The organism is Micromonospora sp. WMMA1949, assembly GCF_027460145.1.
GTDB lineage: Bacteria > Actinomycetota > Actinomycetes > Mycobacteriales > Micromonosporaceae > Micromonospora.
In genome coordinates, this window is the sequence record NZ_JAPZBG010000001.1 from 545,744 (window position 1) to 559,486 (window position 13,743).

Below are 13,743 nucleotides of genomic sequence, written 5' to 3' on the forward strand. Positions count from 1 at the left end.
CGCTACCGGGCCATGTCCGCGACGGCGGCGACGAGACGCCGCGGGTCCTCGCCCAGCGGCGCGACGTTGAGGATCGTCACGCCCGCGTCGCGGTACTCCTGGACCCGGTCGCGCACGTAGCTCTCCGGCCCGATCAGGCTGGTGCGTTCCAGCAGTTCCGCCGGCACCGCGGCGGCGGCCTCGGCCTTGCGGCCGGCCAGGTAGAGCTCCTGGATGCGGTCCGCCTCGGTGGCGTAGCCGTAGCGGCACAGCAGGTCGTGGTAGAAGTTGCGGCCCTTGGCGCCCATCCCGCCCACGTAGAGGGCGACCAGCGGCCGGGCGAGGTCGCGCAGTCCGGTCACGTCCGGGCCGATCGCCAGCGGCCCACCGGCCACCACGTCCAGCGGCCCGAGATCAGCCGACCGCTTCGCGCGGCCGGCCGCCAGCGCGGCGCCCCAGACGTCGCCCGCGCGGGCCGGGTCGTAGAGGAACGGCAGCCACCCGTCGGCGATCTCGGCGGTCATCCGGACGTTCCGGTCGCCCAGGCTCGCCACGTGGATCGGGATGCGGTCGCGGACCGGGTGGGTGAGGATCTTCAGCGGCTTGCCCAGCCCGGTGCCCTCGCCGGGCGGCAGCGGCAGGCGGTAGAGGCCGTCGTTCGTCAGCGTCTCGCGCCGCCACACCCGCCGGCAGATGTCGATCACCTCGCGGGTGCGGGCCAGCGGCCGGTCGTAGGCGACGCCGTGCCATCCCTCGATCACCTGCGGTCCGGACGCGCCCAGGCCGAGGATGGCCCGGCCACCGGACATGGCGTCCAGGCCCGCCGCGGTCTGCGCCAGCAGAGCCGGGGTACGCGAGAAGATCGGCAGGATCGCGGAGCCGATGTGCGCCCGGCTCGTCCGGGCGGCCAGGTAACCCATCACCGTGGGCGCGTCGAAGCCGTACGCCTCGGACACCCAGATCACGTCCAGGCCGTCCTGTTCCCAGGCGGCGACCTCGTCGGCGCCGCTCCGGGGGTCGGCGGCGTACGCCAGTGTCGTCCCGATACGCATCAGTGCGTTGCTCCCTGCTTCCGGCCGACGGCGCCGCCGTCCAGCCACCCCGGTAGGTGTTCGCCCAGCCCCCAGTCGGTGAGCACGGGCTCGGTGTCCGCGCCGGGTGCGGGCGGCGGGCCGCCGACCCGGCCGGGTGTCCCGGACAGGCGGGGCGCCACGGCGGGTTGCCGGACGCCGAAGTGCTCCTCGTACGTGCCGCGCGCGACCAGGTGCGGGTGGCCCGGCGCCTCGGCCAGGGACAGCACCGGCGCGACGCAGGCGTCGGTGCCGTCGAACACGGCCGTCCACTCGTCGCGGGTGCGGCCGGCGAACACCTCGGCGAAGCGGGCGCGCAGCACCGGCCATCCGGTGACGTCGTGCCGGTCCGGCAGGTCCGCGTCGGCCAGCCCGAGCAGCCGCAGCAGTTCGGCGTAGAACTGGGGTTCCAGCGCGCCCACCGCCATGTGCCCGCCGTCGGCGGTGGCGTACACGTCGTAGAAGGGCGCGCCGCCGTCGAGCAGGTTGCGGCCCCGCTCGGCGCGCCAGAGGCCTTCGGCGAGCAGCCCGGCGAACGGGGTGGTGAGGTGGGCCGCGCCGTCCACGATGGCGGCGTCGACGACCTGTCCTCGCCCGGTGGCGCCGGCGACGTGCAGCGCCGCCAGGATGCCGACGACCAGGTAGAGCGCGCCGCCGCCGAAGTCGCCGACCAGGTTGAGCGGGATCTGCGGCGGCCCGCCGGCCCGGCCGATCGGGTGCAGCGCCCCGGCGACGGCGATGTAGCCGATGTCGTGGCCCGCGGCGCGGGCCAGCGGCCCGTCCTGTCCCCACCCGGTCATCCGCCCGTAGACCAGCCCCGGGTTGCGGGCCAGCACGGCCTCCGGTCCGACGCCGAGGCGCTCGGCCACGCCGGGACGCCAGCCCTCGATCAGGATCGCGGCCCGGTCGGCCAGCGCGAGGACCACCTCGGCACCCTCGGGGTGCTTCAGGTCCACCACGACCGAGCGCTTGCCCCGGTTGAGCAGGTTCCGCCCGGGGTCGCCGGCGGCGAACGCGCCGGGCTCCGGCCGGTCGACGCGCACCACGTCGGCGCCGAGGTCGGCGAGCAGCATGGCGGCGAACGGGCCGGGGCCGATCCCGGCCAGTTCCAGGACCCGGACGCCGTCCAGGGGCCCGCTCACGCGCCGGCCCGGGGAGCGAAGCGGGGCGGTCGGCCCTGGGCCCGGCTGAGCAGGGCCTCGCCGAAGTCGGCGCCGGCCAGGGACTCGACCATGAGCCGGATCGCGTCGATGGCGGCCTCGGCGGCGCCGGTCTCCGCACCCGACCACACCTGCCGCCGGATCACCGCCATAGAGGCCGGTGAGCAGTGTTCGGCCAGGGCCGCGGCATACGCTTGGGCCTCGGCCAGCACCTCGTCGCGCGGGAGCACGCGTTGCACAAGCCCGATCCGCAACGCCTCCACGGCGTCGACCTTGCGGCCGGACACCAGCAGGTCCAGCGCGGCGCCGACGCCGATCAGCCGGGGCAGCAGCCAGGCGCTGCCGTACTCGGCGACGAGGCCGAGCCGGCTGAACGAGGTGGACAGGCGCGCCTCCGCCGCCATGAACCGCACGTCGGCGTAGAGCGCGTGGACCAGGCCGAGGCCGGCCGCGCCGCCGTTCATCGCGGCGACGATCGGCGTGCCGAGCGTCAGCGGCAGGTGCGGCGGGAACCCGAACTCGCCGGCGAGCAGGTCACGGTTGCGCTCGTCGAGCAGCGCGGCCAGCGCCTCCGGGTCGGCGCCGGCACAGAACCAGTCGCCGGCGCCGGTCACCACGACCCCCCGGACCTCCGGATCCGCGTCCGCCGCGACCAGGGCCGCGTAGTAGTCGCGGAACATCTCCAGCGTCATCGCGTTGCGCCGGTCGGGCCGGTCGAACCAGATGGTGCGGACACCGCCGCTGGTGGCGGCCCGCAAGCCGACGCCTATTCTGACATTTGACATTTGATACCCTCGGGTGGTGGCGGACCGCGGCAGGATCCAGAACGTCTCTCAGCCCCAGCTCTCCGAGACCGTGGCGAGCCTGCTGCGCGACCGGATCATGTCCGGCCAGCTGCGACCCGGCGAACGCATCCGGCTCGAGGAGGTCGCCCAGGAGACCGGACTGAGCATCACGCCCGTACGCGAGGCGCTGCTGATGCTGCGCGCGGAGGACATGGTCGAGCTGCAACCGCGACGCGGGCACGTGGTGGCGCCGCTGTCCCGGCAGGACATCATCGACGTGTTCAGCCTCCAGGGCCACATCGCCGGTGAGCTGGCCGCCCGGGTGGCCGTCGGCATCACCCCGGAGCAGCTCGACGACCTGCGGCAGCAGCACGAGCGGCTGCGCCGAGCCGCCCAGGCCCGGCAGGTCAGCCGGGTCGAGCAGCTCGAATACGAGTTCCACCGCCGGATCAACCGCCTCGCCGACGCGCGCAAGCTGTCCTGGCTGCTGCGCACCGTGACCCGCTACACGCCGTCGCGGTTCTACGCCGCCGACCCGGAGTGGCGGGCCGGCATGATCGCCGATCACGAGGCGCTGCTCGACGCGCTCGCGGCGGGCGACCCGGAGCGCGTCCGGCCGGTCATGGCCCGGCACTTCACCGACGGCGCGGAACGGCTGGTCAAGCACCTCGACGGGCTGGGCGTGTGGGCGCAGTGAGTCACCGGCGGCCATGACGCCACGCGAACATCGCCAGCGACCGCTTCATCGCCGACGCGGACGGCTGGAGCGTCATCACCTCGATCAGCGGCCGGAACCGCTGCCACGTCACCGATCGCGGCCGGGCGAACTCGCGCAGGCCGTCCGCGCCGTGGACCCGCCCGAACCCCGAGTCGCCCACTCCGCCGAAGGGCAGTGACGGCACGCCCGCGTATCCCAGCACCGAGTTGACAGACACCGCGCCGGCCCGCAGCCGCCCGGCGAGCGCCAGCCCACGGCGGCGGTCGCGGGTGAAGATCGAGCCGGAGAGCCCGTAGCTCGTCGCGTTCGTCCGGCGTACCGCCTCGTCGGCGTCGGCCACCGGGTTGACCACGAGCACCGGCCCGAACGTCTCCTCGGTGACGGCGGTGCTGTCCTCGGGCACGTCGGTCAGCACGACCGGCTCCACGAACGGAGGCCGCACGGAGGCTGCGTCACCCACCACCGCCCGGGCGCCCCGGTCGAGGGCGTCGGTGACGTGCCGGAGCACGACGTCCGGCTGGGTGGGCGTGGTCATCGGTCCGTACGGCGCGTCCGGCTCGGCACCGGGCCGGACCTGCCGCGCCAGCTCGGTGAGCGTGGCCAGGAACGGCTCGTAGACGGACCGTTCGACGTAGACGCGCTCGACGCCGGCGCAGGTCTGCCCGGCGTTGCCCAGGCCACCGAAGACCGCCGCCCGCGCGGCGGCGTCGAGGTCGGCGTCGGCGGCGACGATCAGCGCGTCCTTGCCGCCACCCTCGATCACCACCGGGGTCAGGGTCTCGGCGCAGGCGGCCATGACGGCGCGCCCGGTCGCTGCCGAGCCGGTGAACGCGATCTTGTCGGCCGAGGCGCGGCACAGTGCGGCCCCGGTCGTGCCGTCACCGGTGACCACCTGGAGGACCGGGTGGTCGGGAAGCAGCTCGTGCCACCGCTCGGCCAGCCACACCCCGACGCCGGGGGTGAACTCGCTGGGCTTGAACACCACCGCGTTGCCGGCGGCGAGCGCGTGCGACACCGCGCCCATCGGGGTGTAGACGGGGTAGTTCCAGGGGCCGATCACGCCGACCACGCCGTACGGCACGTACTCGACGGAGGCGGCCTGGTTGAACGCGAGCAGGCCGGAGGGGACCGACCGTCGCCGGAGCACCCGCGCGGCGTGCCGGGCCGCCCAGTCCAGGTGCTCGACGGCGAGCATCACCTCGAGCTGCGCCCCGGCGAGGCTCTTGCCGGTCTCGCTCCGGACGATCCCGGCCAGTTCCTCGATGCCGCCGGCGACCGCCGCCTTGTACGCCAGCAGATGCCGGCGGCGCTGCCTGGCGTCCAGCCCGGCCCACCAGCCGGCCGCCTCGCGGGCCCGCGACACGGCGGCGCGTACGGCGGCGTCGTCGGCGAGGTCGTAGTCGGCGCGGTGCTCGCCTGTCACCGGGTCGACGACGCGCAGCCGGCGAGGGTGCTCCACGAGGGACGTCATCGGCAGCCTCCTGACATTTGATATTCGATAGTCTAGCCTTGCTGTCAATCCCTGCTGACGCGCTGGAGGTACCGCGGTGGAGTGGAGCGACGAGCAACGATCCCTGGTCGAGGCGGTGCGGGACTTCTGCCGCCGCGAGGTGGGCACCCGCGAGCAGCGGCAGAACCTCACCAACGGCGGCCGGGAACCGCACAGCCCGGAGCTGTACCGCAGGATGGCCGACCTCGGCTGGCTGGGCCTGTCGCTGCCGGAGGAGTTCGACGGCGGCGGCGCCGGCATGACGGAGCTGTGCCTGTTCCTGGAGGAGACAGCCCGCGCGATGGCCCCGATCGGCGGCTTCACCACCTCGATCATCGTGGCCGCCACCTACCAGCGGTTCGGCACGCCGGCGCAGAAGAAGCTGATCCTGTCCGGGGTGGCCCGCGGCGTCATCGAGGCGGTCGCGATGTCCGAGCCCGAGGCCGGCTCGGACGTGGCGAACCTGAGCTGCCGCGCCGAGCGCACCGACGACGGATACGTCGTCAACGGCCAGAAGACGTGGTGTTCGAACGCCCACCTGGCCGAGCACATCCTGCTGGTCGCACGCACCTCCGGCCGGGCCGGCGACCACCACGGCCTGACCATGTTCCTGGTCCCCGCCTCGGCGCCCGGCCTGACCGTCTCCGGCATCGACACCATGGGCGGCCGCGAGGTGAACGACCTCTACTTCACCGACTGCCTGCTGCCCGCCGACGCGGTGGTCGGCGAGGTCGACAACGGCTGGCGGCAGCTGATGGCCGGGCTCAACATGGAGCGGCTCATCCTCGCCAGCGTCATGCTCGGCACCGCGCAGCGGGCGTTCGACGACGTCGTGGAGTACGTGAAGAACCGGCGGCAGTTCCGCCGGCCGATCGGCTCGTTCCAGGTGCTCCGGCACCGGCTGGCCGACCTGGCCACCGAGATCGAGTGCGCCCGGCTGCTCGTCTACGACACCGCCGCGAAGGTCGACAAGGCGCCGGACACGGTGCTGCCCCGGGGAAGTTCGATGGCGAAGCTCAAGGCCACCGAGACCGCCCGCCGGGTCGCCCTGGACGCGATGCAGATGATGGGCGGCTACGGCTACACCACCGAGTTCGACATGGAGCGCCTGGTCCGCTCGTCGATCGTGTCCACCGTCTACGGCGGCGCCAGCGAGATCCAGCGCGAGATCATCGCCAAGACGTACGGCCTGTCCGAGCAGATGTCCTGACACGAAGTGGCCCGGCCGGTGAGGGGCATACCCACCGGCCGGACCGCGTCGTCGTCTACTCGAACCGCTCCCCCCGCTCGGCCATGGCCACCAGCGTCGGCGGCGGGTCGAACCGCTCGCCGTAGCGCTCGGCCAGCACCCGGGCGCGGGCCACGAAGCCGGGCAGCCCGCCGTCGTACTGGTTGACGTACTGCAGGACGCCGCCGGTCCAGCTCGGATAACCGATGCCCAGGATCGAGCCGACGTTGGCGTCGGCCACCGAGGTCAGCACGCCCTCATCCAGGCACCGCACCGACTCGATCGCCTCGATGAAGAGCATCCGCTCCTTGAGGTCCTCGAACGGCGTGTCCAGGTTCGTGCCGCCGAACTGCTCCCGCAGCCCCGGCCAGAGCCCGGCCCGCTTCCCGTCGCGGTAGTCGTAGAAGCCGGCGCCGCCCGAGCGTCCGGTCCGGCCGCACTCGTCGATCATCCGGTCGATGACCGCGTCGGCAGCGTGCGGTTGCCAGGTGCCCCCGGCGGCCACAGTCGCCGCGGCCGTCTCCAGGCGGATCCTGCGGGGCAGGGTGAGGGTGAGCTCGTCCATCAGCGCGAGGACCGGCGCGGGATACCCGGCCTGGCTGCTGGCCTGCTCGATCGTCGCCGCCGGGATGCCCTCGGCCAGCATCGCCACGCCCTCGTTGGTGAACGTGCCGATGACCCGGCTGGTGAAGAATCCCCGGCTGTCGTTGACGACGATCGGCGTCTTGCGCAGCTGACCGACGACACCCAGCGCCCGGCCCACCGTGGCCTCGTCGGTCCGCTCCCCGCGGATCACCTCGACCAGCGGCATCTTGTCCACCGGGGAGAAGAAGTGCAGCCCGATGAACTCCTCCGGCCTGCTGACGCCCTCGGCGAGCAGCGTGATGGGCAGCGTGGAGGTGTTGGAGGCGATCAGCGCGCCCGGCGCCACCTGCTCGATCTCGGCGTACACCTTGTGCTTGAGCGCCGGGTCCTCGAAGACCGCCTCGATCGCGAGGTCGACGCCGGTCAGGTCGGCGAGGTCGCCGGTGGCGTGGATGCGGCCCAGGATCTCGTCGCGCTTCTCCGGCGTGGACCGGCCCCGGGCGACCGCCTTGTCGAGCAGGCCCGCCGAGTACGCCTTGCCCCGCGCCGCCCCCTCGGCGGTGACGTCCTTGAGCACCACCCGCATCCCGGCGCGGGCGCAGACGTACGCGATGGCGGCGCCCATCATGCCCGCGCCGACGACGGCGACGCTGCGCACCGGCTCGTGGTCGCCACCGGCGGTCCGGGACCGGGCGGCATGGAGGTCGAAGAAGAGCGCCTTGATCATGTTCTTGGCGACCTGGCCGGTGGCCAGCTCGGTGAAGTACCGCCCCTCGATCGTGAACGCGGTGTCCAGGTCGACCTGGGCGCCTTCGACGGCGGCGGCGAGGATGTTGCGCGGCGCCGGGTAGGGCGCGCCCTTGAGCTGCTTGCGCAGCAGCGCCGGCATGGCCGGCAACTGCGTCGCGAGCCCCGGGCTTGAGGGGGTGCCGCCGGGCATCCGGTAGCCCTTGCGGTCGTACGGCTGGGTCGCGTCCGGGTTCGCGGCGATCCAGGCGCGGGCGGCGGCCATGAGGGCGTCCCGGTCGGCGGCCAGCTCGTCGACCAGTCCGTGCGCGAGCGCGTCCTGCGGGCGGCGGCGCTGGCCACGCAGCAGCCAGTTCGTCAGCGCGGCGGTGACGCCGAGCAGCCGGACGGTGCGCACCACGCCGCCGCAGCCGGGCAGCAGACCGAGCGTGACCTCGGGAAAGCCGATCTCGATGCCCGGGTCGTCGAGCACGATGCGGTGGTGGCAGCCCAGGGCCAGTTCGAGTCCGCCGCCGAGAGCCGATCCGTTGATCGCGGCGACCACCGGACGGCCGAGCGTCTCCAGCCGGCGTACGGCGTGCTTGAGCGCGGCCGCGCCGGCCGCCGACGTCTCGGCGTCGGCGGGCGTCAGCCGTACCAGGGTCTCCAGGTCGCCGCCGGCGAAGAACGTCTTCTTGGCCGAGGTGACGACCACGCCGGTGATCCGGTCACGCTCGGCCTCGAGCCGGTCCACAGTGGCGGTCAGGCTCTCGCCGAACTCCGCGTTCATCACGTTCGCCGAGCGGCCGGGGTGGTCGAGGGTGAGCAGCACGATGCCGTCGTCGCCGTGCTCCCACCGGATGGTGTTTGCCATTCGTGCTCCTCAGATTCGTTCGATCACGGTCGCGATGCCCATGCCGCCGCCCGCGCACAGCGTGGCCAGGCCGTAGCGGCCGCCGCGTCGTTCCAGCTCGTCGACGAGCGTGCCGAGGATCATGGCGCCGGTCGCGCCCAGCGGGTGGCCCATCGCGATCGCCCCGCCGTTGACGTTGACGATCTCCGGGTCGATCCCGAGGTCGGCGACGAACCGCAGGACCACCGCGGCGAACGCCTCGTTGATCTCGACCAGGTCGAGGTCGTCGACGCCGAGGCCGGCCTTCGCCAGCGCCTTGCGGGCGGCCGGGGCCGGGCCGGTGAGCATGATGGTGGGGTCGGCGCCGCTGAGCGCCGTCGCCACGACGCGGGCGCGCGGGGTGAGACCGGCGGCGGCGCCGGCCGCCTCGCTGCCGACCGCGACGAGCGCGGCGCCGTCGACGATGCCGGAGGAGTTGCCCGCCGTGTGGACGTGCTCGATGCGCTCGACCCAGTGGTACTTCTGCAGGGCGACCGCGTCGAAGCCCGCCTTCTCGCCGATCTCGGCGAACGAGGGGCGCAGCGCGCCGAGGCTCTCCGCCGTCGAGTCGGCCCGGATGTGCTCGTCCCGGTCCAGCACGGTCAGCCCGTTGCGGTCGCGGACCGGCACCACGGAACGGGCGAAGTAGCCGTTGGCCCAGGCCTTCGCGGCCCGTGCCTGCGACTGGAGCGCGAACGCGTCGACCGTCTCCCGGTCGAAACCGGCGATGGTGGCGATGAGGTCGGCGCTGATGCCCTGCGGCACGAAACCGGTGGTGAAGTTGACCTCCGGGTCCAGCGCCCACGCCCCGCCGTCGGAGCCCATCGGCACCCGGGACATGGACTCGACGCCACCGGCCAGGACGAGATCCTCCCAGCCGGAGCGCACCTTCTGCGCGGCGATGTTCACCGCCTCCAGGCCGGAGGCGCAGAAGCGGTTGAGCTGCACGCCGGCCACCGTGTCGGGCAGGCCGGCCGCGACGGCAGCGGTCCGGGCGATGTCGGCGCCCTGGTCGCCGAGGGGGGACACCACCCCGAGCACGATGTCGTCGATCAGCGCCGGGTCGAGGCCGGGCATCCGCCGCAGGGTCTCCTCGATCAGGCCGGTGATCAGCGAAACCGGCTTCACCCCGTACAGCGATCCGGTCGGCTTGCCCCGCCCGCGCGGCGTGCGCAACGCGTCGTAGATGAACGCATCGGTCGTCATGCCAAGCTCCTCATTGCTCACCCGCATGCGAATTTCGCCTAACTTTTCTTGAGCCTGCTGCTGCTTGTCAAGAAGCGTCAGGCACTGCCCGGCTTCAACCTCGGCGCAGGAATCCGCCGAGGGGCGCCGCGGGATCCGCGCGAGGGGGCGCTAACGTGGAGCTGTGCGACGAGCAGCAGGCGACACCGCCCCGGCACCGGTCAAGCGGCCCAAGGACCGCAAGGCCCGCATCGCGCTCGCCGGGGCCGAGCTGTTCTGCGAGCGGGGCTACCACGGCGTCTCGGTGGACGAGATCGCCGCCGCCGTCGGCATCAGCGGGCCGGCCGTCTACCGGCACTTCCCGAACAAGTACGCGATCCTCGTGCACGCCACCCGGGAGGTCGTCGGCGCCCTGCTCGCCGCCACCGGACAGCCGACGGCGAGCAGTGCCGACGGGCTGCTCGACGAACTGCTGCGCGCGCTCGCCGAGGTCGCGGTGAGCAGGCGGCGGGTGGCCGGGCTGTACCAGTGGGAGGGCCGCTACCTGACGCCCGAGCACCGGCAGGAGTTCGCCGCGTCGATGGCCACTCTCGTCGGCCGCGTCGCCGGGCCGCTGCGCGAGCTGCGTCCCGAGCTGACCGTCGAGCAGGCGGACCTGCTGGTGAACGCGGCGCTGAGCGCGTTCGGCAGCGTGACCACGTACCGGGCCGCCGGCGCCGACACCGAGCACCTGCTCACCCGGGTCGCCTGGACGCTGCTGCGGACCGACGCGCCGGCGGTGCCGCCCCGGCGGCGTCCCGCGCCGGACGACGCGCCCGCCACCGGGCCGGTGCGTCCGGCGTCGCGCCGCGAGCTGCTGCTGATCGAGGCGATGCGCCTGTTCCACAGGCACGGCTACCACGCCGTCGCGGTGGAGGACATCGGCCGCGCCGCGGGCATGCAGGCGTCCAGCGTGTACCGCTACTTCCCGGGCAAGGCCGACCTGCTCGCGGCCGCCTACTACCGGGCCACCGACCGGCTGACCGGGGCCACCACCGCGGCGATCGCCGAGGCGAGCGACCCGGCCGACGCGCTGCACCGGGTCGTGCGGGCGTACGTCGACTTCGCGTTCGGCCAGAGCGATCTGATCGCGGTGTACCTGGCGGAGAACAACAACCTGCCGGACCGGGACCGCCACCAGTTGCGCGGCGCGCAGCGGCTGCACGTCGAGGAGTGGGTGGGGCTGGTCCGGGCGGTCCGGCCGGACCTGCCGGCCGCCGAGGCCCGGGTGCTCGTGCACGCCGCGCTGAACGTCGTCACCGACGTCGGGCGGCTCGGCCGCTTCGACCGCACCGAGGGCTACGACACCCAGACCGCCCGGCTCGCGCTCGCCGTCCTGCACGCCTGACGGGCGTCACCGCGAGCGCGCGGGCGGCGTGAGGCGCTGTGGTTGACTGACACCCATGGTTCCGTGCCCGTCCGCGTCCTCCCGGACGACCCGGTGACCACCGGGCCGGCCGCGGCCACCCGGCCCCGCAACCGCAGGCAGGTCATCGTCGAGTCGGCCGGGCAGGTGTTCAGCGAGCGCGGCTACCACGGCGCCTCCATGGAGGAGATCGCCGCGGCGGTCGGGATCAGCGCGCCCGCGCTGTACCGGCACTTCCCGAACAAGTACGCGTTGTTCGCCGAGTGCGCGAACGTCATGGTGGACAACCTGGTCGAGGCCGTCGACGCGTGGCCGTCGGACGCGGCGCTGGCCGACGTGCTGCTGGCCCTCACCCGGGTCACCGTCGCGCACCGCGCCTCCGGCGGCATCTACCGGTGGGAGGCCCGCTATCTCGGGCGCCCGGACCGCCACCTGCTCCGCGCGAAGTTCGGCCACGTCGTGGGCCGGGTGACCGAGATGGTACGGCGGGAGTACCCGCTGCCCGACGAGCGCCTGCGGGCGGTGGCTGCGCTCGGGGTGATCGGTTCGGTGACCATGCACCGCACCTCGATCGCCCAGCGCCGGATCGAGGATCTGGTGCTGCGCTCCGCGATGCGGGTGGTGGCCACCGACCCGGCGACCGCCGCCGGGACGGCGGGGCTGGTGGAGCTGCCCGCCCAGCCGGTGCCCCGGACCCGGCGCGCGGAGATCCTGGCCGCGGCCGTACCGCTGTTCGCCCGGGACGGGTTCGCCACGGTCACCAACGCGCAGATCGCCCAGGCGGTGGGGCTGGCCCCGTCGGCGATCTACCGCCACTACCCCGGCAAGGTGGACATCCTCGTGGCCGCCTGCCTCCAGGCGGCGGAACTGCTCGCCCAGGCGGTGGACCGCAGCCTCCAGCGGGCTGCCGACCCGCGTCAGGCGGTGGTCGCGCTGGCGGCGGCGTACGTGGCCTACTGCTTCGAGCACAACACCCTCAACAGCGTCGCCGAGGCCGAGGTGGCCGGGCTTCCGGAGGACGTCCGGCGTCCGCTCGTCCTCGCCCAGCGGGAGCACATCGCGGTCTGGGAGCAGCAGTTGCGGGCGGTCCGGCCGGACCTGGACCGGCGGCAGGCCCGGCTGCTGGTGCACGCCGGGTTCGGCGTGGCGGTGGAGGCCGGGCGCGCCCTGCGCTGGCAGGACTCGCCCGGCCACCGGGACGCGGTCACCGCGCTGGTCACCGGCGCCCTGACGCTGTGACGCACCTGATCAGGTGCCCGGCCGGTTCATGACCGGGATCGTGATCGGGGTGTGCGACGCGGACGAGCCGTTGTTGAGGAACAGCATCGCCAGGCCGCGGATGAACCTGTCGAACAGGCCGAACGTCTCCGGCATCAGCGGCGAGAGCCCTTCGCGGAACATCACGTACGTGGGCCAGCCGGCCTCGATCACGCCCCGGGAGATGTAGTCGCGGGGCAGCCGCAGCCAGTCGCCGATCCGGTCGGTGAGCACGTAGCGCGCGAACTCCCGCTGGAATCCGCGAGTGACGCCCAGGTCCACCGAGGACGTCAAGTTCAGCAGGATGTCGGCCAGGTCGATGCCCTCGGGCGTCGGCGCGAGGAGCGGGTTCAGCGCGTACCGGGACTGCTCCTCGGCGGCGGCCCAGCTGTTCGGGATGAACTCGTCGCGCACGCCGAGCAGGTGCAGCGCGACCTGCCACATGTGCAGGTAGGCCTCCTCCTCCGCGGCCGACATCCGCAGTCCCCAGCGACGCCAGTCGAGCAGCTTGCGGTGCACGTACGTGCCGAGGCTGTGGAAGGTGATGAGGATGTCGCCGTTGCTGATCGGGATCGGGTGGTCGGTGACGCCGCGCCACGGCGCGGACTGCGGCAGCAGGTGCCGTACGGCCGCGTGGGTCAGCCGGGTCTTGTGCGAGGTGACCACGAAGCTGCCGGTGGCCTTGAACGCGTCGGGGGCGCTCAGGTCGTACCCGTAGGTGAAGGTCTTCGCGGCGCGCGCCTTCATGTCCGCGCCGCCCTCGGACCAGTAGACGTTGCGGGCCTCGCGCGGGATCACCGTGCTCATGATCCCGCTGCCCAGGCCGTAGAGCAGGAACAGGTACATGCTCATGCGCTTGTTGAACTGGGCGGCCCGGTCCAGCTTGGCCTGGTCGGCCCAGGACGGCAGCGTGTTGACGCGCCGCAGGTAGGTGGTGAGCGCCGGGGGCAGGCCGGCGGGCAGCGCGTCGCCGTTGCGGATCCAGGACGCGAACGCGGTGTTCACCGCCGGGATCTGCCCGGCGTCCAGCAGCGAGGCGACGAGCGGGTCGGTGTCGTCGTCCCAGACGTCCCACGGGTCGGTGACCGTGTCGGTCCCGGCGATCGAGCCGGACGACGACCACGCCCACGCCTTCGGAGTGTCCGCCACCGCTACCAGTCCCAGCGCGGCACCGAGCGTCAGGACGCTTCGTCTACTGAGATTCTCCATTAGCACCACTTCCCGGTTTCGACCGGACATCGCCCTGAACACCGGCCCGTGAGGT

At 73.3% G+C, this 13,743-nt stretch carries 11 protein-coding genes; 4 read left to right on the plus strand and 7 right to left on the minus strand.

From position 1 onward, the window contains the following. Positions 1 to 2: 2 nt before the first annotated feature. From O7607_RS02375 to O7607_RS02385, 3 genes are read right to left on the minus strand one after another with little or no spacing between them, the layout of a single operon-like run. Positions 3 to 1,031, minus strand: a complete 1,029-nt coding sequence (locus O7607_RS02375) for an LLM class F420-dependent oxidoreductase (RefSeq protein WP_269700673.1) — start codon at positions 1,029 to 1,031, stop codon at positions 3 to 5. Continuing rightward, on the minus strand, positions 1,031 to 2,191 hold the full coding sequence (locus tag O7607_RS02380; RefSeq protein WP_269700674.1) for a CaiB/BaiF CoA transferase family protein: 1,161 nt from the start codon (positions 2,189 to 2,191) through the stop codon (positions 1,031 to 1,033). The genes O7607_RS02375 and O7607_RS02380 overlap by 1 nt, the downstream gene beginning before the upstream one ends. Further along, positions 2,188 to 2,967: an enoyl-CoA hydratase-related protein gene (locus O7607_RS02385; protein WP_269700675.1), complete on the minus strand. Its 780-nt coding sequence runs from the start codon at positions 2,965 to 2,967 to the stop codon at positions 2,188 to 2,190. Before O7607_RS02385 ends, O7607_RS02380 begins: the two co-directional genes overlap by 4 nt. Before the next feature lie 43 nt (positions 2,968 to 3,010). On the opposite strand from O7607_RS02385, the gene O7607_RS02390 reads away from it, so the two are divergent. Next, positions 3,011 to 3,691, plus strand: coding sequence for a GntR family transcriptional regulator (locus tag O7607_RS02390; RefSeq protein ID WP_269700676.1), 681 nt, complete (start codon positions 3,011 to 3,013; stop codon positions 3,689 to 3,691). A gap of 1 nt (position 3,692) precedes the next feature. Here the strand turns inward: O7607_RS02390 and O7607_RS02395 are convergent, their stop codons facing one another. After that, positions 3,693 to 5,183: an aldehyde dehydrogenase family protein gene (locus O7607_RS02395; protein WP_269700677.1), complete on the minus strand. Its 1,491-nt coding sequence runs from the start codon at positions 5,181 to 5,183 to the stop codon at positions 3,693 to 3,695. A 76-nt stretch (positions 5,184 to 5,259) separates the two neighbouring features. On the opposite strand from O7607_RS02395, the gene O7607_RS02400 reads away from it, so the two are divergent. Then, a complete protein-coding gene (locus O7607_RS02400; RefSeq protein WP_269700678.1) occupies positions 5,260 to 6,411 on the plus strand; it encodes an acyl-CoA dehydrogenase family protein in 1,152 nt (383 codons plus the stop codon). A gap of 55 nt (positions 6,412 to 6,466) precedes the next feature. On the opposite strand, the gene O7607_RS02405 is transcribed toward O7607_RS02400, so the two are convergent. Both O7607_RS02405 and O7607_RS02410 read right to left on the minus strand, forming a co-directional pair. Continuing rightward, entirely contained in the window at positions 6,467 to 8,614 is a 2,148-nt protein-coding gene (locus O7607_RS02405) for a 3-hydroxyacyl-CoA dehydrogenase NAD-binding domain-containing protein (RefSeq protein WP_269700679.1), read from the minus strand. Between the two features lie 9 nt (positions 8,615 to 8,623). Then, positions 8,624 to 9,838, minus strand: a complete 1,215-nt coding sequence (locus tag O7607_RS02410) for an acetyl-CoA C-acetyltransferase (protein ID WP_269700680.1) — start codon at positions 9,836 to 9,838, stop codon at positions 8,624 to 8,626. A gap of 163 nt (positions 9,839 to 10,001) precedes the next feature. On the opposite strand from O7607_RS02410, the gene O7607_RS02415 reads away from it, so the two are divergent. After that, positions 10,002 to 11,204 carry a TetR/AcrR family transcriptional regulator gene (locus O7607_RS02415; protein WP_269700681.1) on the plus strand — a complete coding sequence of 401 codons (1,203 nt, stop codon included), beginning with the start codon at positions 10,002 to 10,004 and terminating at the stop codon, positions 11,202 to 11,204. 63 nt (positions 11,205 to 11,267) lie between these two features. After that, the gene (locus O7607_RS02420) at positions 11,268 to 12,461 is read left to right on the plus strand and encodes a TetR/AcrR family transcriptional regulator (RefSeq protein WP_269700682.1); all 1,194 of its coding nucleotides are present in this window, start codon (positions 11,268 to 11,270) and stop codon (positions 12,459 to 12,461) included. A 9-nt stretch (positions 12,462 to 12,470) separates the two neighbouring features. Here the strand turns inward: O7607_RS02420 and O7607_RS02425 are convergent, their stop codons facing one another. Further along, the gene (locus tag O7607_RS02425; RefSeq protein ID WP_269700683.1) at positions 12,471 to 13,688 is read right to left on the minus strand and encodes an oxygenase MpaB family protein; all 1,218 of its coding nucleotides are present in this window, start codon (positions 13,686 to 13,688) and stop codon (positions 12,471 to 12,473) included. Positions 13,689 to 13,743: the final 55 nt, after the last annotated feature.